This is a genomic window from Brachybacterium paraconglomeratum, from assembly GCF_039541415.1.
Classification (GTDB): domain Bacteria; phylum Actinomycetota; class Actinomycetes; order Actinomycetales; family Dermabacteraceae; genus Brachybacterium; species Brachybacterium paraconglomeratum_A.
This window is the reverse complement of record NZ_BAABGE010000004.1, coordinates 354,149-379,942: the sequence shown is the minus strand read 5'-3', so window position 1 is coordinate 379,942 and position 25,794 is coordinate 354,149. Positions and strand designations below refer to the sequence as shown.

Below are 25,794 nucleotides of genomic sequence, written 5' to 3'. Positions count from 1 at the left end.
CGACGCGTGCTCTGCCACGATAGGTGGGTGACCAACGACGATGCCAGCATCACCGCGACCAGCCCACACACCTCCGCGCACGCCCGCGTCTCGCAGCGAGTCGGAGCGATCCAGCCGTCGGCGACCCTCGCCGTCGACGCGACTGCGAAGGCGCTCAAAGCCGCCGGTCGTCCGGTGATCGGCTTCGGTGCCGGCGAACCGGACTTCCCCACCCCGCAGCACATCGTCGACGCCGCGGTCGAGGCTGCGCAGGATCCCCGCAACCACCGCTACTCCGCCACGGGCGGTCTCCCCGAGCTGCGCGAGGCGCTGGCCGAGTCCTTCTCGGGCTCCACCGGCCTGGCGATCGAGCCGTCCCAGGTGCTCGTCACCAACGGTGGCAAGCAGGCCGTGTTCCAGACCTTCGCGACCCTGCTGGACCCGGGCGACGAGGTGCTGCTGCCGGCCCCCTACTGGACCACCTACCCCGAGGCGATCCGGCAGACCGGAGCTGTCGAGGTGCCGGTGCTGGCCGGGGTGGACCAGAACTACGTTCCCACCGTCGACCAGCTCGAGGCCGCCCGCACCGAGCGCACCCGCGCGCTGGTGCTCTGCTCCCCCTCGAACCCCACCGGCGTGGTCCTGAGCCCCGAGCAGGTCACCGAGATCGGGCGCTGGGCGCTCGAGCACGGGATCTGGGTGGTCACCGACGAGATCTACCAGTCCCTCACCTACGACGGGATGCCGTTCACCTCGGTCCTGCAGGCGGTGCCCGAGCTCGCCGAGACCACGGTGCTGCTGGGCGGGGTGGCGAAGTCCTTCGCGATGACCGGCTGGCGCGTGGGCTGGATGGTCGGTCCCACCGACATCATCAAGGCGGCGACCAACCTCCAGTCGCACCTCACATCGCATGTCAACAACATCGCCCAGCGGGCGGCCCTGGCAGCGCTCACGGGACCCACCGAGCCCGTCGAGCAGATGCGCGAGGCGTTCGATCGGCGACGTCGCCTGATCGTGGAGAGGCTCTCCGCCGTGCCCGGGTTCACGGTCCCCACCCCCACCGGCGCGTTCTATGTGTTCCCGGATGTCTCCGGGGTGCTCGGCCGTGAGATCCGGGGGCGGAAGGTCACCACCTCGGCCGAGCTGGCCACCGTGATCCTCGAGGAGGCGGAGGTCGCCGCAGTGCCCGGCGAGGCCTTCGGCGCCCCCGGGCATCTGCGCTTCTCCTACGCCCTGGCCGATGAGGACATCGCCGAGGGCATCGACCGGGTGGCAGCGCTCCTGGCCGGATGAGCTCGGACGGCGGCGCGGGCCGCGTGACTCCAGAAGCTGGGGAAGGGCGCGATCTCGCGGCGCTGCCCAAGGCCCACCTGCACCTCCATTTCACAGGGTCGATGCGCCAGCAGACGCTCGTGGAGCTGGCGGACGAGCGGGGCATCCGATTGCCCCGCTCGCTCACCGACGACGTCGCGCTGCAGGTCGAGCCGACGCGCCGTGGCTGGTTCCGCTTCCAGCGCCAGTACGACGCGGCGCGGGCAGTGGTCGACTCCGAGACGGCCATGCGCCGGATACTGCACGAAGCGGCGCTGGATGACGCCGCAGAAGGTTCGGGCCGCCTCGAGCTGCAGGTGGACCCCACCAGCTATGCACCGTTCGTGGGTGGTCTGACTCCGGCGATCGAGATCGTGCTGGACCAGGCCGCCCTGTCGGAGCGCGAGACGGGCGTGAGCATCGGAATCGTGATCGCGGCCTCCCGTACCCGCCACCCCCTGGATGCGCGGACGCTCGCACGGCTCGCGGCTCGCTATGCCGGCCCCGTGGTCGGCTTCGGCCTCTCCAATGACGAACGGCGGGGAAGCACCGCCGAGTTCGGACCCGCCTTCCGGATCGCCCGCGAGGCCGGGCTGCTGTCGGTGCCGCACGGCGGGGAGCTGCTGGGGCCAGACCACCTGGAGGACGTGGTGCAGCATCTGCACCCGCACCGGCTGGGCCACGGGGTGCGCGCCGCGGAGGACCCCGAGCTGCTCTCCCGGATCGTCGATGCCGGGATCGGACTCGAGGTATGCCCCGCCTCCAATGCCTCGCTCGGGGTGGTGGAGCAGGCGGCCCACGTGCCGCTGCGGCGCCTGGTGGACGCCGGGGCCCAGATCGCCCTGGGTGCCGATGATCCGCTGCTGTTCGGCTCGCGCCTGCTGGACCAGTACGAGACCGCGCGAAAGATCGGCTTCGAGGACGCCGAGCTCGCGGAGCTCGCCGCCTCCTCGATCAGAATCTCCTCCGCCCCGGAGGCGGTGAAGCGGCATCTGCTCGGTGGCGTCCACGACTGGCTCGCCTCCGCCCCGGCGACCCTCTAGGGTCTGCCCATGAGAATCGTGCGCAGGATGCTTCCGCTGGTGGCGGTCATCGCCCTGGTGATCACCCTGGTGGTGCCGGTCAGCGTCTCGAGCGATCCCGATTTCGACGAGTTCTTCATGACCAGCGCTGGCCAGCCGGGGAACCCCGAGCTCCTGCCCTTGCTGCTTCCGGTCTGGGCGATCGTGCTGATCGCCGCGGCGACGGTGTGGATCCCGCGCTGGCCCGCCCTCTGGACGGTCTTCGCCTTCCTCGGCGCACTGATGCTGTTCGTGCTGCCCGCGATCCTCGTCCTGGATCCTCCCTATCTGCTGTGGGACGGCTGGGACGAGGCGAACGACCGGGCTGTCGGTGGAATGGTCGAGGCCCAGCCAACGCTCGGCACCGCCCTCTGGGCAGTGGGCTCCCTCTCCCTGACGGCGTCGGGGGTGCTCGGGATCCTCGAGGCGGTGCTGGCGCTCGCGAAGCGCCCCGCCCGGCCGCGGTGATCCTGCCTGCTCACACCCCATGAGCCGGGGACGGCCGCTGCACCCGCCGCCACAGAGCCACGGCGCGCGCCGTGAGCACCTGGCCGAGGCCCACCACCTGATGGTCAGCGCTGAGCACCTCCGCCGCATGGCCACCGAACACGCCGGATGCTCTGGTCGCCAGGGCTCTCGTTGCTCTCCTGACCGGCTCAGCGGTCCTGACCGGCTCAGCGGTCCTGGCCAGCTCAGCGGTCCTGTCCGGCGCCTTCCGAGGGCAGGGCCAGGAAGAACTCCGGGGCATCGAAGCCCTGCTCGGAGAAGGCAGCAGCGATCGCCTCGGCGACCTGCTGGGCCTGCTCCGCCTCGACCAGGGCGATAGTCGAGCCGCCGAAGCCGCCGCCGGTCATCCGCGCGCCATAGGCTCCGGCCTCACGGGCCGCGTCCACTGCTGCATCGAGCTGCGGCACAGTGACCTCGTAGTCCTCGCGGAGGGAGTCGTGGGAGGCGTTCAGCAGGGCGCCGAGCTCTGCGATCTGCTCACGCACGGTGCCCGCGGCCAGCAGCGCGTCGAAGTCCTTGACCCGCTGGATCTCGGTGATCACATGATGCGCGCGGCGGCGCACCACCTCGTCGTCGATCCGCGCGAGCAGCGTGTCCAGCTGGAGGGGATCGGCGTCCCGCAGCGTCGGCACCCCCAGTGCCTGCGCGGCGCGTTCGCTGTCTGCGCGGCGTGCCGTGTACTCGCCATCGACATGGGAGTGCTCGGCACGGGTGTCGGTGATCAACAGCGCCAGTCCCTGCGAGGCGAGATCCCACGGCACCGGACGGGTGGAGAAGTCACGGCAGTCCAGGAACAGGGCGTGCCCCTCGCGCGAGAGCACCGAGGCGGACTGGTCCAGTCCGCCCGTGGAGGCCCCGGCGAAGTCGGTCTCCGCGGTGATCGCAGCACGCACCCGGTCCAGCGGCGAGGTGCCGAGGGTCAGCAGCGCCTCGATCGCCTCGGCGGCGGCGCACTCCAGCGCCGCGGAGCTGGAGAGCCCAGCGCCCAACGGGACCTGCCCATCGATCATGATGTCCATGCCCCTGGTCGATGCCCCCGAGATGCGGGAGCGCAGCGCCCACAGCACGCCCGCCACATAGGCCGGCCAACCGGTGACGGCCTCGGGCGTGAGCGCACGGGCATCGATGTCCAGGATCGTCTCGTCCTGCGCGGAGCGCACGCGCAACCGATCGGTGGGCGTGCGCGCCGCCGCCGCGAAGCAGCGGTGCGAGATCGCCATCGGCAGGCACAGCCCGTCCTGGTAATCCACGTGCTCACCGATGATGTTGACCCGGCCGGGCGCGGACCACACGCCATCGGGCTGGTAGCCGAAAGCGTCGACGAACAGCTGCGCGGCGCGATCCGCGGCCGCTGAACGGTCCGGTGCTGCGGACAGCTCGACCGCAACCGGATCTGCTCCTGGGCGCGCGGTGGCGGGAGAGGCGGCAGAGATCATGGGGTTCCTTCCGAAACGGTGGAGAGGCGACAACGCAGCGCGAGCGCGCCAGATTCGGCTCGGCGGCCGTCGGCGTCCGAGAGTCTAACCGTCATCTCGACAAAAGCGGAGGGGGGTCGGTCAGGGTCTCACCGCGAGGCACGCCGCCGACGGGGCAGGGATCGGCTCCCCCGCCACCTCGAGCCGCTCCCCCGTGCGCCGGAGCACATCGATCCGGTCCCCGTCCTGCGCAGCGACCAGGATCAGATCGCCCCACTGGGTAAAGTGCCGCGGATGCGCACCGACCTCGATCTCGGCCACCAGCTGCGGGCGCATCATGGCCAGTGAGAGCAGGGAGAGGGTGTCCGGGCCGCGGTTGGCCACCACCAGCAGAGACTCCTCCTCAGCGAGCTCGATGTGGGACAGCGCGTTCGCGCCTTCGCCGGTGCTGGCCGGGGTCATCGAGCGCACGCTCCAACGGTGCACAGCCCGCGCTCCCGGATCCGGTCTGTGACCGGCAGCACTGCGGGTGAGCTGCGGCGCGAGCACGTCGCGGGATGCGGTGGCGACCATCCCGGAGCGCTCGCAGGTGATGTAGAGGTGCTCTGATTCATGGTCTGCGGCGAGGTGCCGAGGCCCGTTGCCGCGCTGCAGCGGGATCTCCCCGCTGAGGTCGATCATCCCCGTGGCGTCCTGGCGATAGAGCAGGACCCGGTCCAGGCCGAGATCCGGCACCGCGAGCACCTCGGTACCCGGCAGCAGGACCACCTGGTGCGGGTGCGGATCCTCGCCGTCGCTATGGTCACGATGGTCATCAAGAACGATCTGCTCGCGAGGTATGCCGTCCGCGTCCAGTCGCACGGTGACCACGCTGCCGGCCCCGTACTGCGCGATGACCAGCGTGGACCGGTCCGTGCCGAAGCTCAGATGGCAGCCTCCCGAGCCGTCCACGCCGAGCTCGCCGATCACCTCCGCCGTGCGCCCGTCGGCGCTCACCCGTACCGCGACCACCCGGGTGGGGTCGCCTTCGAGCAGCGCATACAGCAGCGAGCCGTCCGGGTGCCAGAGCACGAACGAGGGGTCGGCGAGATCCACCACCGCCAGCTGCTCCGCGATCGGAACGGTCCGGGTGTCCTCCAGAGTGAGCTTCAGCAGGGACACGCCGGGGCCGCGGCCGGTGCCGCTGCGTGAGTAGCCGCCGACGGCGATCACTGCGGTGCTGCTCATGGGGACTCCTCAGGGTCGGTGCGCCGCCCGGAGCCGTCCTCGAGATCCGGGGGCGGGTCGAGGTCCGCGAGGAAGGAGGGATCCTCGAACATCGAGGAGGACAGCGCTGTCATCTCGCCCGTCATCGTAGACGGCTCGATCACCGGTGCGCCGTGGCGGCGCCGCTGTCGGCGCGAGCCGAGCGAGAGCCGGCGGCGGCGCAGCGTGGTGAATGGTGAGGAGATCGCCGGGGTGTAGGCGATCCCGCTGCGCCGGAAGTACGGCATCAGGCGCGAGGAGAGCAGCTGCCCGAGCACCACGCCGGCCGCGATCGAGATCGCGATCTCGGCGGCACCCAGCAGCTCCGCGACGCCTGCGCTGAGATCATCGCCGAGTCCCAGCAGGCCGCGATAGATGAGGCTGCCAGGGACCAATGGGATCACTCCCGCCATCACGAAGGCGAGGGATGGGGCGCGCAGCCGGTCCGCGAGCGCGGTGGAGATCATGCCGGTGCCGAAGGCCGCCACGGCGACGGCGAAGCTGCGGTCCAGCAGCAGGCTGGAGAGCACATGCGCGAGGATTCCGGAGCCGGCGGCGACCAGCGCCGCGAACAGCAGCAGCCGGGCGGGCACCTGCGTGCCGACCCCGTAGCCGAGCCCCATGCCGAGCCCGGAGATGATCACCACCACGACCGTGGTGAGGTTCAGCGGCACGGCTGCGCTGACGGAGATGTCCGCACCGATCACGTCTGCCAGCAACATGCCTCCGCGGACTCCGGCGACGAGTCCCACGGTGAGCATCAGGGCCTCGAGCATGCGCCCGGCCGCAGTGACATACCAGCCGGTGACCGCGTCCTGCACGGCGCTGATCGAGGAGAGTCCTGCCAGCTGCACGATGATGCAGGAGACCACCACGATCGAGGAGTTCACGACCGGGTCGATGAGGCCGACGAGGACCGCGCCCCCCACTGCGACGAAGCCGCCCAGCACCTGGCTGTAGAAGGGCGGGATGTTCCAGCGCGCGAGCAGCTCGCCGATCGCGATCAGCAGCCCGGCGGAGAGGGTCGCGGCGAGCACGACGAGGCTGCCCGCCCCGAAGAAGAGCGCAGCCGCCCCGCCCATGACGGCGAACCCGGAGACCACCAGAGGGATGCGATACAGGGCCTGGCGCTGCGGGATGGCAGAGGCCTGGCGGCGCGCCTCATCCAGCGGCAGCTCACCGGAGAGGTAGCCGTGGGAGATGTCCTCGAAGGCTGCCAGGCGGGCGAAGTCCTGCACCCTCTCGCTCGCGGATCTCACCCTGGTGAAAGGGGTGGCGGATTCGTCCGCCAGGTAGGAGATCGTGACCTCGTTGAACGTCACCTGCACGGAGACGTTTCGCAGACCGGAGGAGCTGGTCACCCGCAGCACCGTCGCCGTGACCTCAGAGGCCGCGGCGCCGTTGGTGAGCAGACCTTCGCCGATCCTCATGGCGAGGTCGAACACGGCGTGGAGCCGGGTGGAGTCGGTGGGCACGCACCGATCGTGCCATATGCGTCGGGGCGTCGGACACCATGCGGGCCGCGGGGCGCATCACAACGCGGAACGAGCAGCTCGGGGCATCCGCCACCCGGTACTTCCACCGCATGGTCACCGCGCGGTCGCGCGCGGGCTCAGTCACCGCGTGGTCGCGCGCGGGCTCAGAGGTTGGGCGAGGCGGACAGCACGGCGAGGGCCACGGCGAGCATCAGCATCACCAGCACATCGAGTCCACGGGAACGGACCGCGAGCGCACCGACCGCGCGCACGGGCAGCACCGCTCGCAGCACGGCCAGCACCCCCAGCAATATGGCCAGCAGCAGCCCGGCCAGCGGGACGGAGGCGAGCACGGCGATCGCCACGATCACCCCCAGCACGCACAGGGCGACGGTCAGCACCGCCTGCCGCTGGAAGGCGGCGGCAAGGCTGGTGGGGGCACGGCGTTCGGACACGAACCCATCGTACGGTCCTCACCGTACGGTCCTCGCACCAGCCCTCACCCCGCTACCCTGGCTGTGGTCGGCAGCGCCGTCGACCACAGAGCGACCTGGAGGACTCCTTCACATGACAATCCCCGGTGCGATGACCGGTACTGCGACCCGCACGGAGCATGATCTGCTCGGCGATCGCGAAGTCCCTGCCGACGCCTACTACGGTGTCCAGACCCTGCGTGCGCAGGAGAATTTCCACATCACCGATGTGCCGCTGAGCCATTTCCCCCGGCTGATCGAGGCGCTCGCCCAGGTCAAAAGGGCCACTGCCCGCGCGAACCACGGCCTCGGAGCGCTCGACGACGAGCGAGCAGCCGCGATCGAGCAGGCCTGCACCGAGATCGCCGGCGGCGCGCTCCTCGAGCATTTCGTGGTGGACATGATCCAGGGCGGTGCCGGCACCAGCACGAACATGAACGCGAACGAGGTGATCGCGAACCGCGCGCTGGAGATCCTCGGCCACGCCAAGGGTGAATACGAGCACCTCCACCCGAACAACCACGTCAACCTCTCGCAGTCCACGAACGACGTGTACCCCACGTCATTGCGACTGGGGATCCTGCTGACCTTCCCCGCCCTGGTGGAATCGATGGAGCATCTGATCTCCACCTTGCGCGCCAAGGGCGCCGAGTACTCCGAGGTCCTGAAGATGGGCCGCACCCAGATGCAGGATGCGGTCCCCATGACGGTGGGCCAGGAGTTCAACGCCTGGGCCACCACGATCGAGGAGGACGTCGAGCGCCTCACCCGCACCGCCTCGGCGTTCCAGGAGATCAACCTCGGCGCCACCGCGATCGGGACCGGCATCACCACGGACCCGCGCTACGCCCAGCGCGCCACCGAGGAGCTCTCGTCCCTGACCGGCATCGACTTCACCGTTTCGATCGACCTCGTCGAGGCCACCAGCGACACCGGTGCGTTCGTGACCTTCTCCGGGATCCTGCGCCGCATCGCGGTGAAGATCTCGAAGATCTGCAACGACCTGCGTCTGCTCTCCTCGGGCCCGCGGGCCGGTTTCCATGAGATCAACCTGCCGGCGGTCCAGCCGGGCAGTTCGATCATGCCGGGCAAGGTCAATCCCGTGATCCCGGAGGTCGTCAACCAGGTCGCCTTCGAGGTGATCGGCAACGACCTCACGGTGGCCTTCGCCGCCGAGGGCGGGCAGCTGCAGCTGAACGCCTTCGAGCCGGTGATCGCATTCAACATCCTCGAGTCCACGCGCATCATGACCCGGGCGATGAACACCCTCGCCGATCGGTGCATCGCAGGGATCACCCTGAACGAGGATGTCCTCGAGGATCACCTGCGCCGCTCGATCGGCGTGGTCACCGCACTGGTGCCGGTGATCGGCTACGCCGCCGCGACCGATGTGGCGGCCACCGCTCTGGACACCGGTCGTCCGGTCGCCGAGCTGGTGCTCGAGCGAGGTCTGCTGGACGAGACCCGGCTGAAGGCGCTGCTGTCCCCGGCCTCGATGACCCGCCCGCACCGCTCCACCCCCACCGGCACCATGCCCGCAGTCGCGGACGAGTGGCTGGACTCCGGGGAGATCGCCCGCCTGCCGGAGGAGCCGTTCTCGGAGGGCTGACCCCCACCCCTGAGAACGCGACACGCCGGCCCCGAACCCCGGTGCCTTCCCCCAGCGGAAGCTCTCGGTGTTCAGGGCCGGCGTGTCAGTGCTGTCGGACGTGGGACGGACGATCGGTCGAGTCGTCCCGCGCGGGACGGCGGGCGGGACCGTCCCGAGGGAGCCTCAGCTCACTCGTCGGCCTCTTCCATCTTGCCGCGCATGACGAGCTTGGGATCGGGGACTCCGACGACCTCGTGGTCCTTGCCGTCGTATTCGAACTGGGAGAGGAAGTAGCGCATCGCGTTGAGCCGCGCCCGCTTCTTGTCGTTGGAGCGGATGATCGTCCACGGCGCGTACTTCTTGTCCGTGCGGCGGAACATCTCCTCCTTCGCCTCGGTGTACGCCTCCCAGCGGTCCAGGGACTCGAGGTCCATCGGGGACAGCTTCCAGCGCCGCACCGGATCCAGCTGGCGGATCGCGAAGCGGGTGCGCTGCTCCTTCTGCGAGACGGAGAACCAGAACTTCGTGACGAAGATGCCGGAGTCGACCAGCATCCGCTCGAAATAGGGCACCTGGTTCATGAACGTCTCGTACTGCTCGGGCTTCGCGAAACCCATCACCCGCTCGACTCCGGCCCGGTTGTACCAGGAACGGTCGAAGAGCACCATCTCGCCATCGGTGGGCAGGTGCTGGACGTAGCGCTGGAAGTACCACTGGCCGCGCTCGCGGTCGCTGGGCTTGTTCAGCGCCACCACCCGGGCGGTGCGCGGGTTCAGATGCTCGGTGAAGCGCTTGATGGTGCCGCCCTTGCCGGCAGCATCTCGCCCCTCGAAGATGATGATCGACTTCTGATCGTTGTCCTCGAGCCAGTACTGGTACTTCAGCAGCTCGACCTGCAGCTTGTACTTCTCGCGCTCGTACTCGTCCCGGTCCATGCGGGTCTCGTACGGGTACCCCTCCTGCCATGTGTAGACCGGGTTGCCCTGCGGATCGATGAGGTCTGGATCCGGGGTGTGCCCGTCCACGACCGAATACCCCTCTTCGCGCAGATGCTCGATGTACTCGCGCAGGCTCTGGTTGTCAGGGATTTTCACGGTCGCTCCTTCGCACGCTGGTGTATAGGTTCCACTCTAGAGGCCGCCGATGTCCATTCGGTGAACGGAAGGCCCCTGGATATGCCCTGATGGGCGGCACGGTCAGTGCGCGAAGTGGCGTGTGCCGGTGAGGTACATGGTCACGCCGGCGGCGCGGCAGGCCTCGATGACCTCCTCATCGCGGATCGATCCGCCCGGCTGGACGATCGCCCGCACCCCCGCGTCGAGCAGAATCTGCGCGCCGTCGGCGAAGGGGAAGAACGCATCCGAAGCCGCGACCGCCCCGCGGGCCCGCTCGGGCACCGCGTCTCCGTCGACCGGCTGCCCCAGGCTGTTCGCCCGGGCCACGGCGAGACGGCAGGAGTCCAGGCGGTTGACCTGACCCATCCCTATGCCGACGGCGGCGGAGTCCTTCGCCAGCAGGATCGCGTTGGACTTCACGGCTCGCACGGAGCGCCAGGCGAAGGCGAGGTCGGCGAGGGTGGCGGCATCCGCCGCGTCGCCGGCGGCGAGGGTCCACTGCGAGGGGTCATCGCCCTCGGCGGCGATGGTGTCGGCGTCCTGGATCAGCATCCCGCCCCAGATCTCCCGCATCTCGACGCTGCGGGAGTACTCCCCCACCAGGCGCAGGATCCGCAGGTTCTTCTTGGTGCGCAGCAGCTCGAGCGCGGCGTCCTCATAGCCGGGGGCGAGGATGACCTCGGTGAAGACCGGCTTGACCTGCTGCGCCATCGCGAGGGTGACCGTGCGGTTGGTGGCGATGACACCGCCATAGGCGGAGACCGGGTCGGTGCCGTGGGCGCGGGCATGAGCGAGCGCGATGTCCTCGGACTCGTCGGCCACGGCGATCCCGCAGGGGTTGTTGTGCTTGACCACGGCGACGCTCGGGCGGTCGTGGTCGTAGGCGGCACGCACTGCGGCGTCGGCGTCGACGTAGTTGTTGTAGCTCATCTCCTTGCCGCCGAGCTGCTCGGCGCCGGCCAGGCCCGGTGCGGTCTCGTCCGTGACGGCCAGGCGGGCCCGCTGGTGCGGGTTCTCGCCATAGCGGAGGGTCGCGGTGATGCCGAGCTCGGCGGCGTCCGCGTCGGAGAGGTCGAGGATGGAGATGTCCTCATCCTCCTCGAAGGAGTCGTCCTCTCCCTGCTCAGCCTCGACGGCGGCATCGTCGGTGGTGTCATCGTCGGCGGGTCCGTCGAGCTGTTCGAGCATCCAGTCGCTGATCGCGTCGTCGTACTCGGCGGTGCGGGTGAAGGCGATGGTCGCGAGCTCCTGGCGCTCGGCGAGGGTGAACCCGCCGGCCGTGGCGGCCTCGGCCGCGATCGGGTAGACCTCCGGGTCGACGACCACGGCGAGGGAGGCGAAGTTCTTCGCCGCCGCGCGCACCATGGTGGGGCCGCCCACGTCGATCTTCTCGATGATCTCCGCGAAGCTGCCGCCGGCGGCGACCGTCTCGCTGAACGGGTACAGGTTCACCACGACCAGGTCGAAGGGGGCGATGTCGTGGTCGGCCAGCTGGGTGCGATGGCTCTCGAGGCGCTGATCGGCGAGGATCCCGCCGTGGATGCGCGGGTGGAGGGTCTTGACCCTGCCGTCGAGCATCTCGGGGAAGCCGGTCACGCTCTCGACCTCGGTCACGGCGATCCCGGCATCACGGATGGTGCTGCCGGTGGAGCCGGTGGAGACGATCTCGACACCGTTCTCGGCGAGGGCGCGGGCGAGGTCGACGATGCCGGTCTTGTCGAAGACGGAGATGAGGGCTCGGCGGAGGGGGCGGCGTTCTGCGGTGCTCACGGGGTGTGCTCCTGTTCGGATCTGCTGCGGCGGACACCCAGGCGGTCGATGTCCACGGTGGTCACTCCCCGGTGGTCGCCCACCTTCGCCAGTCGTGTGGCGCCATTCTAGCCGGGGCCCGGCCCCGGCTCCGGCTCAGCGGGCCGCGGTGAGACGCCGCACGACCTCGACCAGCAACGGCTGTTCGACGGCCTTGATCCGTTCGTGGAGCGTCTCCTCGGTGTCCTCGTCGAGGATCTCCACGGCGGTCTGGGCGAGGATCTTCCCGGTGTCCACGCCGGCGTCGACCTCGATCACGCTGCAGCCGGTGACCTTGACCCCGTGCGCGAGCGCATCTCGCACCCCGTGGGCTCCGGGGAAGGAGGGCAGCAGCGCAGGGTGAGTGTTGATGATCCGCCCACCGAAGGCATCCAGCAGCGGCGGCCCCACGAGCTTCATGAACCCGGCCAGCACCACCAGGTGGGGGTTGTACGCGGCCACTGCAGCGGTGAGTGCCTGATCCCAGGCGGCGCGGTCCGGATGCGCGGAGAGGGAGACGATCTGGGTGGGGATGGCCGCGGCCCGGGCGTGCTCGAGGCCTGCGGCGTCGCGATCAGCGATCACGGCCACCACGTCATAGGGGCAGTCCTCACCGCGCGCAGAGGCAAGCAGGGCGGCGAGGTTGGAGCCGGTACCGGAGATGAGGACGACGACAGGGAGACGGTTCACCGCTCCAGAGTAGTCACCGTCGGCCTCCCGCCGCGCTCACGCCACGTCGAGCAGGGCCTGCTCCGCGCTGCCCGGGCGAACGGGCACAATGGACTCGATGAACAGCGACTCTTCCCCCGACCCGACGCAGGACCAGGCCTCACGGCGCCGCCCCCGTCTGGTGGGTGTGCTGACGCTGGTGATGCTCGCGTCGTTCCTGCTGACGCTCTCCCCGTTGCCGCTGCGGCTGCTGTCCGGGATCACCAGCCTGGTGGCCCTGGTGCTGCTGATCCTGCTGATCGTGCAGGCCGTGAAGGAGCGGCGCTATCCGCTCGCGGTGATCGGTGCCCTGCTGGGCGTGCCGGCGACGCTGATGATCATCGCCAGCGCGACGATCGGTGCGCTCTTCTACGGGCCGATGGCGGAGTTTCAGGAGTGCCAGTCCACAGCGATCACCGAGCAGGCTCGCGTCCAATGCAGTGACGCCATGCAGGGCTCGATGGCCGAGTGGATCAGTGGTCTGTTCGGCGGCTGATCCACGAGCCGGGCTCTGCGGAGCCTGCAGGTTCCTCGGCATCGAGCGTCCAGGCATCGGGCTCCAGCGCGCTGTCGTCTCCCGCCTCGGGCGCGTCAGCATCGGTGCCGCCTTCCGCCTCGGAGTCATCAGCATCCGCGCCGTCAGCGTCGATATCGCCAGCATCAGTGTCGGTGGCCGCTGAGGCTGCGCTGGCCGCGGAGCCCGCAACGACCGAGGCATCCGGTCCGCGCTCGACGTCCGCCCCAGGCGCAGCGTCCGCTCCCGGCTCACCATCTGCTCCCGGCTCAGCGTCTCCTCCGCGCTCGGTGCGCTCCGCCGCTTCGATCCGTTCCCTCATGGACCGGTATGCCTTCCGGGTCCAGGGGATCAGCGGGGTCGCGAGCACCCCGATCACCAGGGCCGTGGTGACCACCACGATCCCGATCGCGGGCAGCGCGAGAGTGCTCATCTGCGGGCCGAGGTGCACCAGGCGCCCATCGCCGATGCCGCCCGTGGACAGCCCAGCCACCAGCAGCACGGAGACGATCACCACCACCGGATAGGCCACCCAGGCGGTGATCCGTTCCCGTTGTGGAAGGTCGACAACATCCCGCACCAGGCGCACCGCCCCGAGCGCCACCGGGATCGCCGGGAGGATCATCAGCGCCCACGCCCAGGCGGGGAATGAGCCGGGACCGGGCAGGGCGCCCAGCAGGGGCAGCGCGGGCAGCACTCCGGTCTCCGCACCGGTCAGGGAGATCCCGGTGGACGTCCCGATGCCCACGGTTCCTCCGAGCATCACCGTCAGCGCCCACACCGCGAGCAGCGGCAGCAGGGCGAGCTGGACCAGGGCGAGCACGAGCCCACCGATGGGACCGGGCACGAGCGCATCGAACAGTGCGGACTGCTCCGGCACAGAGAGCAGGAGCATCACCACCACGGCCGCCATGCCGACCCCCAGCAGGCCGATGACCGCGACCAGCGCAGAACGGGCGATGTCACCGTAGGGCGCGGGCAGCAGGCCCAGGACCCGCACCCCGGGGACCGTCTCCGTCGCCTCCCGACGCAGGGACCACAGCAGCCCGGCCAGACCGCCGGTCACTGCGACCATCGCTCCGGAGACCAGCGCGGAGGTGACCATGGGTGAAGAATCCGCGCTCCGACCGATGCTTCCCAGCACCGCCAGCCCGATCGCATACACCAGCGTGTACATGCCCAGCGCGGAGCCGACGTCGCGCAGCGCACCGACGCGGAGCACGCCGTCGTCCCGGACCGGACGCAGTGCCCGACCCACCCGTCGCATGGCGACGGCGGAGAGCATCATGAGCAGCATCAGCAGGCCGAAGGGGGTGAGGGTCACAGCACCATCGATCGCCCCGGTGCTCAGCATGATGCCGCCGCCGTGCCCGAGGATCAGCAGGTTCAGGGAGATGATGATCGCGTCGAGCGCCGTCGCGGTCGACGCGGTCCCGGCGACCTGTGCGGCGAGGGCCGGCACCACCACGACGGCGATCGCGATGCCGAGCGAGGTGAGCGCTCCGAGGACACCGCGGACCAGGGGTGTCGCGATGCTGTCGGCCGTGCTGCTCACGCGCTCGCTCCTTCGGGAAGTACGGGGACGGGGACGCGGCGCCGGTGGCGGCGCCGTATGTCCCTGGGGCGGGTTGCCGGTCCATGGTCGCACCTCACGGCAGCGGCTCCGCGCATCTGGCCACGGGACGCGGGTCACGGTCCACGGCGGCCTGGATGTCGCATAATGGCGGGGATGTCTGCCCCGCTCCCTGACCCCGACGCCCCCGCGGCGATCCTGTTCGTGCGCACTCAGCGGATCGAGGATCCGGTCGACCTGCTCGAGCACGTCCCGGCCGCGGTCAGCGGTGCCTGGATCCGCCATGGTCAGGGGATGGTGGCCCTGGGCACAGCCTGGTCCGTGCAGACCACCGGCCCCCACCGCTTCGCCGCCGCCAGCGCCGCCTTCCGTGACGTGGCCGACCATGCCCGGATCGATGACGAGGTGCGGGTGCGCACCAGCGGGCTGATCGCGCTGGGCAGCTTCTCCTACGCCGACACCTCGGAGCGCCCTTCGACGCTGATGGTGCCGCGCGCTCTGCTCGGCGTGCATGACGGCGAGGCCTTCCTCACCGTCGTCGGCGTCGAGGAGGAGCCGGTGCTGCCCACCTCCTGGCGTGACCTCTTCCCCTCTCCCCCGGTGCCCTCGACGGGGACCGACCAGCTCGAGCTGGAGGCGGACCACACCCCGGATGAGTACCAGGCGCTGGTGCAGGAGGCGGTGCTCGAGATCCGTGCCGGCCGGGCCGCGAAGGTGGTGCTCTCCGAGCGGACCACCGTGCGCAGCCCGGCCCCCCTCGAGCCTGCGGTGATGCTCACCCGGCTGGCCCGCGCATATCCGAGCACCTGGGTGTATCACCTCGAAGACGTGGTGGGCGCGAGCCCTGAGATGCTCGCCCAGACCGAGGAGGGTCGCGTCTTCTCACGGGTGCTGGCCGGTTCCCGCCCGGTGGCCGACGACGGCGAGCTCGACGAGGTGGACCGCCGCGCCTTCCGCGCCGATGCCAAGGAGCTCGCCGAGCACGCCTTCGCCGTCGAGTCCGTGGTGGACCGGCTGGCCGGCCTGGCGGACGAGCTGGAGGTCTCCCCCGAGCCCTTCGTGCTGCGCCTGCCCGGCCTGGAGCACCTCGCCTCGGACGTCTCGGCACGGCTGCGCGATGGCACGACGAGCCTCGATGTGGCCTCGAGGTTGCACCCCTCGGCGGCGGTGTCCGGCACGCCGCGAGAGGACGCCGACGCGATCATCGCGCGGCTGGAGCCCCAGGACCGCGGCGGCTACGCCTCCCCGGTGGGCTGGATGGATGCCCACGGCGACGGGCAGTGGGCGATCGCCTTGCGGATGGCGCACCTGGTCGATGACCACACGGTCGTGCTGCAGGCCGGTGGAGGCCTGGTCGCCGCCTCGGATCCCGTCTCCGAGCATGCCGAGGCGCTCGCGAAGTGCCGGCCGATGCTGCGCGCCCTGCGCGGGGAGTCCCCCGCCTGAGCCTCGGGAACCCCGACCCAGAGCCCCCTGAGCCCCGGGGCTCCTGGATCAGGAGGGGCGCACCCCGAGGGTGACGTCGATCGTCTGCACGGCCCCGTCCCGCACCACCTCGAACTGGTGGGTCGTTCCGATCTCGAGCCCGCGCACCACGCCGGTGAGCGCCGCGGCACCGCCGACCGGGATGTCGTCGACTCCGATGAGGAGGTCGCCCTCCTGCAGATCGGCCTCGGCGGCGGGGCTCTGCGGCTCGATGCTGACCACGTCCGCCCCGCGGTGGGTGGCCCCACCGTCCGAGGACGAGCCATCTTTGCTGGTCACGCCGAGGAAGGCATGTTCTGCTGTGCCATCCTCCTGGAGCTGCTCGGCGATCATCGCGGCCGTGTTCGAGGGGATCGCGAAGCCCAGCCCGATGCTGCCGGCCTGACCGGAGGCGTTCGGGATCCCGGCGATCGCGGTGTTGATCCCGATCACCTGGCCGGCGGCATCGACCAGCGGGCCGCCGGAGTTGCCGGGGTTGATCGCCGCGTCGGTCTGGATCGCGGAGGAGTAGGTGGTGTCGGACCCATCGGCCTCCTCCCCGGAGGCAGTGACCGGACGATCCAGCGCCGAGATGATGCCGGTGGTGACTGTGTTCTGCAGGCCCAGCGGGGTGCCGAGCGCCATCACCGGCTGCCCTACCTCGACCGTCGTGGAGTCAGCGAAAGTGGCAGGCTGGAGATCCTTCGGCGGGGAGTCCAGGCGGATCACCGCGAGATCGGTGGTGGCATCCGTGCCGACGACCGAGGCCGGATAGCTGAGCCCATCGCTCATGGTGACCTCCACGCCCTGCGCGCCGCCGACCACATGGTTGTTGGTGAGGATCGCGCCCTGCTCGTCGAGGATCACGCCGGTGCCCTGGCTGGTGCCGCTGCCGGTGGAGACCTGTATCGCCACCGCGCTGGGCCCGACCTGATCGGCGATCGCCGCCCAGTCGACGTCCTCACCACTGGTGACCGCGGCGGGGCGGGCCTCCGTGCTCGACGCGGGGGCCTCCTGCACGGTGGGGGCGGGATCGGACTCGACGAGCTGGTCGTAGGCGACCACTCCCCCGAGGGTGGCCCCGCTCGAGAGCAGCATCCCCAGCGCGACCAGTCCGGTCACCCCACCCCAGCCCGGTCCGCGGCGCGACGGGGCGGGAGCCGATCCGGCAGCGGGATCAGGAGCAAGTGCAGGTGCAACTGCAGGTGCAGGTGCAGGTCCAGAGGGCGGGGCCGAGTTCGGGCCCGGTCCCGGGGTCGAGTTCGAGTTCGGGGCCAGTCCCGGGGTCGAGTTCGAGTTCGGGGCCAGTCCCGGGGTCGGGGCCGACGGGAAGAGGTCCTGGCCGTCTCGATGCTCCGGCGCCGGCGGCTCCCACTGCCAGGGTTGCCGCGAAGCAGAGAAGTAGTCGTCCTCGTACGGTGTGTGCTCGTCCTTCATGGGGTCCATCTCAGCATCTCTGTTCAAGAGTTCCTCGGGATGCCGCTGGGCGTCTCCTGGACGACCAGCACGCGCAGGCCGCGAGCCGGCTCGGCGAGGGCGGCCGGGAGGGTCTGAGGAGTGACCTGCTGCGCTGCTGCTCCGAGCGCCGAGGCCGCAGAGGTGATGTCGACTCCGTGCGGGGTGGTGAAGAAGCGTCGCAGCAGCGCAGGCGGAGCGGCGGCGTGCTCGAGGCCGGAGAAGATCCGGCCGCCGCCGTCGTCGACCACGATCAGATCGAGCTCCGGGGTCTCTTCCTCCGGGCCGATGATCAGCCCGGTGAGGTCGTGGAGGGCCGTGAGGTCGCCGACCAGTGCCCGCACGCGTCCGGGTGCGTCCGGGGAGTGGTGGGCGCTGCGGGGGTGGAGGGCCAGGGCGATGCCCCCGGCCATGGCGGTGGTGCCGTCGATGCCCGCCAGCCCTCGATTCGCGATGATCCGGGCCGCGTTCGGACCGGCATGCTGCTCGAGGTCGCGCACCAGGCTCGAGGAGCCGAGCACCAGGACGTCGCCCGGAGCGGACGCCTCCCAGACGGCGAGCGCGGCGTGCAGCTGCCAGGTCCGGGGCAGAGCGGCGGCAGCGCCGTCGGCCGCCTCACCCCAGGCCGTCAGCTGGTCTGTGCGCCGCTCCTCGTCCACGGGGAGCGTGTCCTGCCCCTCGGCGGCGGGGACCACGAGCCGCGCTCTGCGGGCGACGTCGGGCCAGTCCAGGTGGGGATCCACCACGATCACCTCGACGTCCTCGGCCCCGAGCAGGGCACCGACGACGGGGCGGGAGAGCGTGGGATGACCGAACACGATCGCCCGCTGCGGCCGCAGCGGATGCTCCGGATCTGCCATCACCTGGCGCAGCAGCGCGGGATAGCGGGGCACCAGGGTCGCTCCGCCGAGTGCACCGGAGCTCGGCTCGGCCAGAAGCGGCAGCACGTGCCGGGCAGCGAACTCCGCGGCCGCGGGGCCTGCGCCGTCCCCCGCGATGACCACTGTGCGGTCGTCGACCGGCACCTGCTCCGCGGTGGGTGGCGCAGGCCGTGCACGGTGGGTGAGCACGATCCGCGGGCGGGAGGGCGCGGACTCGAGGTCGGAGACCGCGTCGCTCCGGACAGTGCCGCCGGGCGGCAGGTGGTCGGGCTGCGGGTAGTTGGCGTGCGGGTGGTCGGGCTGCGGCTGTTCTGCCTGGGGGCGGGGCACCAGCGGATCGCGGAAGGAGAGGTTCAGATGCACCGGGCCCGGATGCTCCGCGGTCGCTGCGGCCAGTGCTCGCGCGGCGGTGGAGACGACGGTGCGCAGCTCGACGGGGCTCGCCTCCTCGGCGGTCGGTGCCGGCAGATCCACGGCCAGACGCACCAGGGAGCGGAACATCCCGGCCTGCCGGGTGGTCTGGTTCGCACCCACCTCCCGCAGCTCGGCGGGGCGGTCCGCGGTAAGCACCAGCAGCGGGATCCGGGAGTGATGGGCCTCCATCACGGCGGCGTAGAGATGGGCGGTGGCGGTGCCCGAGGTGGTCACCACCGCCGCCGGATGCGCGGGATCCTGACGGCTCAGCCCGAGCGCGGTGAACGCCGCCGCTCGCTCGTCGATCCGTACATGGGCGCGGATCCGTGTCGCGTTCTCCTCCGCGGCGAGGGCGTAGACCAGCGGGGCCGAGCGGGAGCCAGGGGCGAGCACCGCATCGCGCACGCCGAGCGCGGCCAGCGCGCTCCAGAGCGCCACGGACTGGTCGACCGCCCCGGAGCCGGTAGGCAGAGGGGCGTGGATCCACGCCGGCGGGGAGGTCAGAGAGGTTCGCTCGAGCACCCCGCCAGCGTAGTGCGCGCGGCGCAGGCTCTGGGCGGAGCAGAGCGCACTGCAGGGCAGAGCAGGGCCGGGGCCCGATCAGAGCTGCGCGGCGCAGGCCTCGAGCCGCTGCTCCCAGTGGTCGGTGAGCTCTGCGCCTGCGGCGTGGCGCTCCAGCAGCTCGGGCGCGGGCTCCGGACGGCTCACCGGCAGGACGCCGTGCGCCGCCCGGAGCGGCGCGTCGACGAGATCGCCGGTGAGCAGCGTGGCGGTGGCGAGGCCGCAGGCGTACGGCAGCTCGGGCAGCGCGGCGGCGAGGGCGAGGCCGGCGCTGAGCCCCACGCTGCTCTCGAGGGCAGAGGAGACCACCACCGGCAGCCCCGCCTGCTCGGCCAGCTCCAGGCAGCGCTGCACCCCTCCGAGCGGCTGGACCTTCATCACCAGCAGGTCAGCGGCCTCAGCGCGGGCAACGAGCAGCGGGTCCTCGGCGCGGCGCACGGACTCATCCGCCGCGATGGGGATGTCGAGCGCGCGGCGCAGTGCGGCGAGGTCCTCCAGCTCCGCACAGGGCTGCTCGGCGTACTCGAGGCCGCCGGCGGCGCGATCCAGCATGGGCAGAGCGGCGAGGGCCTCCTCGAGGGTCCAGGCGGCGTTGGCATCGATCCGCAGCCGGGCGGCGGGGCCCATCGCGTCCCGCACCGCCTCGAGCCGCTCCGCATCCTCGGCAAGGCTGGTTCCTGGATCGGCGACCTTGACCTTCGCCGTACGCGCCCCGCCGATGGTCGCGATGCGGTGGGCCACCACCGCCGGCACCACCGGGATGGTCGCGTTGACCTCGATCTGCTCGCGCAGCGGCGCAGGGCGCTGCGCGGTGGCATCGGCGAGCGCGGCGCGCAGCCAGGCGGCGGACTCCTCCGCGTCGTAGTCCCAGAAGGGGGAGAACTCAGACCAGCCGGCCGGCCCGTGCAGCAGCAGGCCGTCACGCTCGGTGATGCCTCGGAAGCGGGTGGTCATGGGGATCGACCACGCGTGGACACGGTCGATACCGCGCTCGCGCACGGCGGAGGGGATACGCATGGCCGCAAGGGTAATGAGCTGGCGGCGCCCAGGCCAAGCGGGCAGGATGGCGCGATGCTCTCCCTCTTCTCCCCGCCTTCGTCGCGCTCCCCGGCGGCGGTGAACGACCACCGACTGCGCCCCGTGAGGGAGGCCGATGCGCCTGCGCTCCTGGACGCCTTTCGCTCCGCGCCGGATATGGCGCGCCAGGGCACCGTGACCACTCTCGACCAGGCGAACGAGCAGCTGGCATGGCTGCGGGAGAAGCATCGCCGGGCCATCGCGATCGTCGACGGGGCGAATACCCTCGTCGGCCTGGTCACGATCAGCATCGACGAGGAGAACCGCGCCGGCTGGTTCTTCTACTGGCTCCATGCCGCGCATCGCGGACAGGGGCTGGCTGCCCGTGCGGCGGCGACGGTCGCTGATCATGCACTGACCCCGTCGGCCGATGGAGGCTGGGGGCTGGAGCGCCTCGAGCTCGGCCACCGCGCGAACAATCCTGCGTCGGGCACTGTGGCTCGCGCGGCGGGTTTCGTGCACGAGGGCACCGAGCGGGGGAAGTTCCTCATCGATGGCGAACGCCTCGACGTGCTGACCTATGGGCGGCTCGTCGCTGATCCGCGACCGACGGTGGCCGGACTACCCTGGCATCCATGACCACCCCGCCTGCCCCGCTGCCCCGTCGGGTCTCCGACACCTTCGATCCGCACCTGTGGCGGGAGGTGCCCGCGAGCGAGCACGGCGGGCCCGCATTCACGGACCTCACCTATCACCGTGCGGTTCAGCGGATCGAATCCGCGGACGGCGAGCGCACCGAGCGGGACCTGCCCACGGTGCGGATCGCTTTCGACCGCCCCGAGGTGCGCAACGCCTTCCGCCCGCAGACGGTCGACGAGCTCTACCGCGCGATGGACCACGCCCGCCTGGACACCGGCGTGGGCGTCATCCTGCTCACCGGCAACGGCCCCTCCCCCAAGGACGGCGGCCACTCCTACTGCTCGGGCGGCGACCAACGGATCCGCGGGCGGGCCGGCTACGAGTACTCCGAGGACGAGGCATACGGCGAGACCGCGCAGGTGCGCACCGGCTCTTCCGGGCGGCTCCACATCCTCGAGGTGCAGCGCCTGATGCGCACCATGGGCAAGGTGGTGATCTCGCTGGTCAACGGCTGGGCCGCCGGCGGTGGCCATTCCCTGCACGTGGTCTCGGACCTGTCGATCGCCTCGCGCGAGCACGCCCGGTTCAAGCAGACCGATGCGAACGTCGGCTCCTTCGACGGCGGCTACGGCTCCGCCTATCTCGCCAAGCAGGTGGGGCAGAAGCGCGCCCGGGAGATCTTCTTCCTCGCCGAGGAGTACTCCGCCCAGGACGCCTACGACTGGGGCGCGGTGAACCGCGTCGTCGATCACGCGGAGATCGAGAACGTGGCTCTGGAGATGGCGGCGACCATCGCCACCAAGTCCCCGCAGGCGATCCGGATGCTGAAGTTCGCCTTCAACCTCGCCGATGACGGGCTGATGGGCCAGCAGGTCTTCGCTGGAGAGGCGACGCGCCTGGCCTATATGACCGACGAGGCCGCCGAGGGTCGCGACGCCTTCCTCGAGAAGCGCGACCCCGACTGGTCGCGCTTCCCGCACCCGCAGGGTTGAGATGAGCGGCGTTGAGATGAGCAAGGTCGAGATGAGCGGGGTCGAGATGAACGGCTCCGCTCCCGCCCGACCGTCATCGGCCGAGGCGCGGCCCTGGCTGGTCCCGGCCGTCTACGATGCCTCCGCCGCCTCGCTCACCGCCCACGTCGAGGCGATCGGCGAGGTGATGGCCGGGCGCGCCCGGCTGTGGCTGGGCCCCTTCGCTCCGCCTTCGCAGCTTCCGGCCAGCTTCCAGGACACCGCACTGGTGGTCCCCACCTCCGGCTCAACCGGCATCGCCAAGGCTGTCGCCCAGACCCGAGAGGCGCTGCTGGCCTCGCAGGACGCGACTGCGCAGCTCTTTGCGGCCGACGGCACCGCCCCGGACACCCAGGGCCACGGCTTCTGGCTCCCGCTCCTGCCGCCCACTCACATCGCCGGGGTGCAGGTCCTCGCCCGCGCCCACCGCACCGGCCAGGTGCTGGGCCTGGACGGGCCCGCGCTGCCTGATCCGCTGCCGGATCTGCGCGGTCATTTCGATGCGGCGGCGTTCGTGGCGCTCGCCGGGCCCGCTCTTGCACAGGCGGAGCGGCTCGGTCTGCCCGCCTTCACCTCGCTCGTGCCCACGCAGCTGAGCCGGATCGTCACCGGCACGTCCGGGGCCGACGTCCGCGCCCGCTCCCTGCTCAAGCGCTTCGCCGCTGTGCTCGTGGGCGGCGCTGCGACCAGCGCCGACGTCCTCGCCCGGTCCCGCGCCCAGAATATCGCGGTGCGCACCACCTATGGCTCCTCGGAGACCGCCGGGGGCTGCGTCTACGACCGTGCACCGCTGCCCGGCGTGCAGCTGCGCCTCATAGACCCCGATGCCGCCGGGGCCGGACGGCTCGAGATCTCCTCCCCGACCCTCGCGCTCGGCTATCTCACCGCCGACGGCGGGGTGGACACGACTCCCTTCACCACAGGCGCGGGTACCGGGGCTGGTACCGGCACGGAGGCGGGCGAACGTGCGGAGGCGAGGGTTCCTGGGGAGGCGAGAGTTCCCGGCGAATCGGCTGTTCGCGAGGAGGCAGGCGAACGTGCGGGAGCGCTGCGGGCGTTCCTCACCTCGGACCTCGCCGAGCTCGCCTCCGACGGCGCGCTGACCGTGCTGGGCCGGGCCGACGATGTGATCAACACCGGTGGCCGCAAGGTCCTGCCGCAGGACGTCGAGCGTGCCATCGACCGCTCGCTGATGCTCCGCGGGATGGTGCGCGCAAGCGTGGTGGTGGGTGTCCCGGATCCGGAGTGGGGCCAGCGCATCGAAGCTCTGGTGACCATCGAGCCGGGAATCGATCCAGCAGAGGCCACCTCTCTCGTGCGCTCGGCGCTGCGAACCTCCGAGGTGCCCGCCCACATGATCCCCAAACGGGTGCACGTCGTGGAGGCGCTGCCGCTGCTGGGAATCGGCAAGGTGGACCGCACCGCCGCCCGCCGCCACGCCACCGCTCACCCCGCCCCCTGACCCTGCCCCTCGCACCACTCCGCGCTCCCGCCCCTCACCCGATCCCTTCCCCCATCCCGCGCCCCATCACGTCACCCCCATCCCGCGTTCCCGCCGCCAGCGGGGCAAAGTGGGGGGATCCCGGGCATCTATCGCCCAGCTTTGCCCCGCTGGCGGGCTGGGGTCGAGGCCGAGCGCAAGGTGGGGTGCGCGGGTGGGGGTGAGGGTGAGGGTGGAGTGCGAGGCTGAAGTATGAGGGTGGAGTGGCGGGTGGGGTGTGATTCGGTGCTGGGGAGGGTCCTGAGTTCTGGCTGCGGCGTATTCTCGTGGAGGCCGTCGTGAGGCGGCCAGCATTCTTCCCCCGCGTCTTCGAGGAGCATGATGGCCAGCCTGTCCCAGTGGGTGCAGGGCGCCCGACCCCGCACCCTCCCCGCCGCACTGGCCCCGGTCGCCGCGGGCACCGGCGCCGCCGTCTGGCAGATGCAGAACCTGCACGGGGACGTGGACTGGTCGCTCGTGATCCCCCGCGCGCTGCTCGCCCTCGCCGTCTCCTTCTCCCTGCAGATCGGCGTGAACTACGCCAATGACTACTCCGACGGGATCCGCGGCACGGACGACGACCGAGTGGGCCCCTTCCGCCTGACCGGCTCCGGCGCGGCCGCCCCCGCCACCGTGAAGCGCGCCGCGATCTTCGCACTGGCCCTCGGTGGCCTGTTCGGGCTGGCATTGATCGCACTGGCACAGATCTGGTGGGCCCTGGTCGTAGGAGCCGCCGCGATCGCTGCCGCCTGGTTCTACACCGGGGGGAAGAAGCCCTACGGCTATCTGGGCCTCGGGGAGCTGTTCGTGTTCGTGTTCTTCGGGCTGGTCGCCGTCAACGGCACCGCCTACGCGATCACCCAGCAGCCCACCTGGGTGGCGCTGCTCGCCTCCGTCGCGATCGGGCTGCTCGCCGTCGCACTCATGCTCACCAACAACCTGCGGGACATCCCCACCGACGAGGTGGCCGGCAAGCGGACCCTTGCGGTGCGGCTCGGACAGCGGGGAACCCGCGGGCTGTACACGGCGACGTTGCTGGTGCCCTTCGTGCTGATGGTTCCGGTGATCATCGTGCAGTGGCCGGCAGCCCTGGTGCTGCTCGCGCTGCCGCTCGCGATCGGTCCGGCGCGCACCGTCCTGGGCGGAGCACGAGGACGCGACCTGATCCCGGTGCTCGGAGCAACCGGCCGACTCGAGCTGGTCTACTCGCTGCTGCTGCTCATCGGTCTGATCTTCTGACCTGGCCCGGCCCATCGGGACCGGGCAGCCCCTGACCCGGCTCCTCGACGTCCGGCAGCCGAGCCGGACCCGCAGCAGGCTGCTCGCCGTCATCGGCCGCGCTGTCATCAGCTGCGCTGTCCCCGGCAGCACCGGATCCCGCAGCGTCGTGCTCGGCCTCGCTGTCGAGCAGGGCGTCTTCATACTCGGCGTCCTCGTCGACGTCGGCGCCCCGTCGCTCAGCACGGCGCTCGTCCGCAGCCTTCCAGCGCATCGCGGCGGCGTTCCGCAGCCGCTCGAGGAACAGGATCGAGATCAGCATCGCGATCAGCGCCGCCAGCACCCCTGCCAGCGCCACCCCGACCCCGAGCAGGGTCAGCGCCCACCAGATCACGGCCCACAGGCCCAGGCGGATGACGGCGTAGAGGAGGAAATGACGCATGGGTCCAGAGTAGTTCCCCTGCCTGGAGGTAGTTCTCAAGCCGGGACGCGCTCGCAGGCCCGGACCCAGGCTGCCGGATCTGGTGCCCCCACCCGGCGATCAGGTGCGTTGCCTAGACTTCGGTCATGGCCCGCGGAATCATTGCAGTTCTCTCCATCGCCCTGACCGTCTTCGCGCTCGCCGACTGCGTGCAGACCGGGGACGACAAGATCCGCGGGCTGCCGAAATGGGCGTGGATCGTACTGATCGTGCTGATCCCCTGGGTGGGTCCGATCACCTGGCTGTTCGTGGGCCGTGAGCGCACCTTCGGCGGCGGCGGCGAGACGCAGCCGCGGCGCAAGGGCCCGACGGCCCCTGACGAGGATCCCGACTTCCTGCGACGGCTCGACGAGGACATCCGTCGAGAGCGTCGCGAGCAGAAGCAGCGCGACCAGGATGAGACTGAGTCCTGAGCACCG

23 protein-coding genes and 1 riboswitch are annotated in these 25,794 nt (G+C 70.9%); of the genes, 11 read left to right on the top strand and 12 right to left on the bottom strand.

The annotated features are described in order from the left end of the window. Positions 1 to 27: 27 nt before the first annotated feature. The 3 genes from ABD893_RS06230 to ABD893_RS06220 are packed head-to-tail and all read left to right on the top strand — an operon-like array spanning position 28 to position 2,819. The gene (locus ABD893_RS06230; RefSeq protein ID WP_345076957.1) at positions 28 to 1,272 is read left to right on the top strand and encodes a pyridoxal phosphate-dependent aminotransferase; all 1,245 of its coding nucleotides are present in this window, start codon (positions 28 to 30) and stop codon (positions 1,270 to 1,272) included. Next, positions 1,269 to 2,333 carry an adenosine deaminase gene (locus ABD893_RS06225; protein WP_345076954.1) on the top strand — a complete coding sequence of 355 codons (1,065 nt, stop codon included), beginning with the start codon at positions 1,269 to 1,271 and terminating at the stop codon, positions 2,331 to 2,333. The genes ABD893_RS06230 and ABD893_RS06225 overlap by 4 nt, the downstream gene beginning before the upstream one ends. A 9-nt stretch (positions 2,334 to 2,342) precedes the next feature. Beyond that, positions 2,343 to 2,819, top strand: coding sequence for a hypothetical protein (locus tag ABD893_RS06220; protein ID WP_345076951.1), 477 nt, complete (start codon positions 2,343 to 2,345; stop codon positions 2,817 to 2,819). Positions 2,820 to 3,043: 224 nt separating this feature from the next. Here ABD893_RS06220 and galK read toward each other — a convergent pair whose 3' ends face one another. The 4 genes from galK to ABD893_RS06200 all read right to left on the bottom strand — a co-directional run bounded on the left by galK (position 3,044) and on the right by ABD893_RS06200 (position 7,448). Continuing rightward, positions 3,044 to 4,294 (bottom strand): galactokinase, encoded by a 1,251-nt coding sequence (gene galK, locus ABD893_RS06215; protein WP_345076948.1) that lies wholly within the window; start codon positions 4,292 to 4,294, stop codon positions 3,044 to 3,046. Between the two features lie 120 nt (positions 4,295 to 4,414). Further along, positions 4,415 to 5,500 (bottom strand): lactonase family protein, encoded by a 1,086-nt coding sequence (locus tag ABD893_RS06210; protein ID WP_345076945.1) that lies wholly within the window; start codon positions 5,498 to 5,500, stop codon positions 4,415 to 4,417. Next, positions 5,497 to 6,993, bottom strand: a complete 1,497-nt coding sequence (locus tag ABD893_RS06205; RefSeq protein WP_345076942.1) for a threonine/serine exporter family protein — start codon at positions 6,991 to 6,993, stop codon at positions 5,497 to 5,499. Before ABD893_RS06205 ends, ABD893_RS06210 begins: the two co-directional genes overlap by 4 nt. A 164-nt stretch (positions 6,994 to 7,157) precedes the next feature. Beyond that, complete coding sequence (locus ABD893_RS06200; RefSeq protein WP_345076940.1) at positions 7,158 to 7,448, bottom strand: DUF3017 domain-containing protein; 291 nt, start codon at positions 7,446 to 7,448, stop codon at positions 7,158 to 7,160. Between the two features lie 112 nt (positions 7,449 to 7,560). On the opposite strand from ABD893_RS06200, the gene ABD893_RS06195 reads away from it, so the two are divergent. Continuing rightward, positions 7,561 to 9,075, top strand: coding sequence for an aspartate ammonia-lyase (locus ABD893_RS06195; RefSeq protein ID WP_345076937.1), 1,515 nt, complete (start codon positions 7,561 to 7,563; stop codon positions 9,073 to 9,075). 170 nt (positions 9,076 to 9,245) lie between these two features. Here the strand turns inward: ABD893_RS06195 and ppk2 are convergent, their stop codons facing one another. The 3 genes from ppk2 to purN form a co-directional block, all read right to left on the bottom strand. Then, positions 9,246 to 10,151, bottom strand: coding sequence for a polyphosphate kinase 2 (ppk2, locus tag ABD893_RS06190; protein WP_345076934.1), 906 nt, complete (start codon positions 10,149 to 10,151; stop codon positions 9,246 to 9,248). A 102-nt stretch (positions 10,152 to 10,253) separates the two neighbouring features. Next, complete coding sequence (gene purH, locus ABD893_RS06185) at positions 10,254 to 11,942, bottom strand: bifunctional phosphoribosylaminoimidazolecarboxamide formyltransferase/IMP cyclohydrolase (RefSeq protein WP_345076931.1); 1,689 nt, start codon at positions 11,940 to 11,942, stop codon at positions 10,254 to 10,256. A 28-nt stretch (positions 11,943 to 11,970) separates the two neighbouring features. Further along, positions 11,971 to 12,048: riboswitch (ZMP/ZTP riboswitch) on the bottom strand. 29 nt (positions 12,049 to 12,077) lie between these two features. After that, the gene (gene purN / locus ABD893_RS06180; protein WP_345076928.1) at positions 12,078 to 12,650 is read right to left on the bottom strand and encodes a phosphoribosylglycinamide formyltransferase; all 573 of its coding nucleotides are present in this window, start codon (positions 12,648 to 12,650) and stop codon (positions 12,078 to 12,080) included. Between the two features lie 97 nt (positions 12,651 to 12,747). On the opposite strand from purN, the gene ABD893_RS06175 reads away from it, so the two are divergent. Further along, a complete protein-coding gene (locus tag ABD893_RS06175) occupies positions 12,748 to 13,164 on the top strand; it encodes a hypothetical protein (RefSeq protein ID WP_345076926.1) in 417 nt (138 codons plus the stop codon). Here ABD893_RS06175 and ABD893_RS06170 read toward each other — a convergent pair. Then, complete coding sequence (locus ABD893_RS06170; RefSeq protein ID WP_345076923.1) at positions 13,142 to 14,737, bottom strand: cell division protein PerM; 1,596 nt, start codon at positions 14,735 to 14,737, stop codon at positions 13,142 to 13,144. The two genes, ABD893_RS06175 and ABD893_RS06170, sit on opposite strands and share 23 nt — an antisense overlap. A 174-nt stretch (positions 14,738 to 14,911) precedes the next feature. Between ABD893_RS06170 and ABD893_RS06165 the strand changes: the two genes are divergently transcribed. Beyond that, positions 14,912 to 16,201 (top strand): isochorismate synthase, encoded by a 1,290-nt coding sequence (locus tag ABD893_RS06165; RefSeq protein ID WP_345076920.1) that lies wholly within the window; start codon positions 14,912 to 14,914, stop codon positions 16,199 to 16,201. A gap of 48 nt (positions 16,202 to 16,249) precedes the next feature. On the opposite strand, the gene ABD893_RS06160 is transcribed toward ABD893_RS06165, so the two are convergent. The 3 genes from ABD893_RS06160 to ABD893_RS06150 form a co-directional block, all read right to left on the bottom strand. Then, on the bottom strand, positions 16,250 to 17,665 hold the full coding sequence (locus ABD893_RS06160) for a S1C family serine protease (RefSeq protein WP_345076917.1): 1,416 nt from the start codon (positions 17,663 to 17,665) through the stop codon (positions 16,250 to 16,252). A gap of 14 nt (positions 17,666 to 17,679) precedes the next feature. Continuing rightward, positions 17,680 to 19,491 (bottom strand): 2-succinyl-5-enolpyruvyl-6-hydroxy-3-cyclohexene-1-carboxylic-acid synthase, encoded by a 1,812-nt coding sequence (menD, locus tag ABD893_RS06155; RefSeq protein ID WP_345076914.1) that lies wholly within the window; start codon positions 19,489 to 19,491, stop codon positions 17,680 to 17,682. A gap of 78 nt (positions 19,492 to 19,569) precedes the next feature. After that, positions 19,570 to 20,547: an o-succinylbenzoate synthase gene (locus ABD893_RS06150; RefSeq protein WP_345076911.1), complete on the bottom strand. Its 978-nt coding sequence runs from the start codon at positions 20,545 to 20,547 to the stop codon at positions 19,570 to 19,572. Positions 20,548 to 20,601: 54 nt separating this feature from the next. Here ABD893_RS06150 and ABD893_RS06145 point away from each other — a divergent pair, with 54 nt between their 5' ends. From ABD893_RS06145 to ABD893_RS06130, 4 genes are all read left to right on the top strand, one after another. Further along, complete coding sequence (locus tag ABD893_RS06145; protein ID WP_345076908.1) at positions 20,602 to 21,186, top strand: GNAT family N-acetyltransferase; 585 nt, start codon at positions 20,602 to 20,604, stop codon at positions 21,184 to 21,186. Continuing rightward, positions 21,183 to 22,178: a 1,4-dihydroxy-2-naphthoyl-CoA synthase gene (locus ABD893_RS06140; RefSeq protein ID WP_345076905.1), complete on the top strand. Its 996-nt coding sequence runs from the start codon at positions 21,183 to 21,185 to the stop codon at positions 22,176 to 22,178. The genes ABD893_RS06145 and ABD893_RS06140 overlap by 4 nt, the downstream gene beginning before the upstream one ends. Positions 22,179 to 22,194: 16 nt before the next feature. Next, positions 22,195 to 23,658 carry an AMP-binding protein gene (locus tag ABD893_RS06135; protein ID WP_425548349.1) on the top strand — a complete coding sequence of 488 codons (1,464 nt, stop codon included), beginning with the start codon at positions 22,195 to 22,197 and terminating at the stop codon, positions 23,656 to 23,658. Positions 23,659 to 24,018: 360 nt separating this feature from the next. Then, entirely contained in the window at positions 24,019 to 24,915 is an 897-nt protein-coding gene (locus tag ABD893_RS06130; RefSeq protein ID WP_345077742.1) for a 1,4-dihydroxy-2-naphthoate polyprenyltransferase, read from the top strand. Here ABD893_RS06130 and ABD893_RS06125 read toward each other — a convergent pair. Next, complete coding sequence (locus ABD893_RS06125; protein ID WP_345076902.1) at positions 24,896 to 25,336, bottom strand: DUF4229 domain-containing protein; 441 nt, start codon at positions 25,334 to 25,336, stop codon at positions 24,896 to 24,898. The genes ABD893_RS06130 and ABD893_RS06125 overlap by 20 nt on opposite strands. 125 nt (positions 25,337 to 25,461) lie before the next feature. On the opposite strand from ABD893_RS06125, the gene ABD893_RS06120 reads away from it, so the two are divergent. Continuing rightward, positions 25,462 to 25,788: a PLD nuclease N-terminal domain-containing protein gene (locus tag ABD893_RS06120; RefSeq protein WP_345076899.1), complete on the top strand. Its 327-nt coding sequence runs from the start codon at positions 25,462 to 25,464 to the stop codon at positions 25,786 to 25,788. Positions 25,789 to 25,794: the final 6 nt, after the last annotated feature.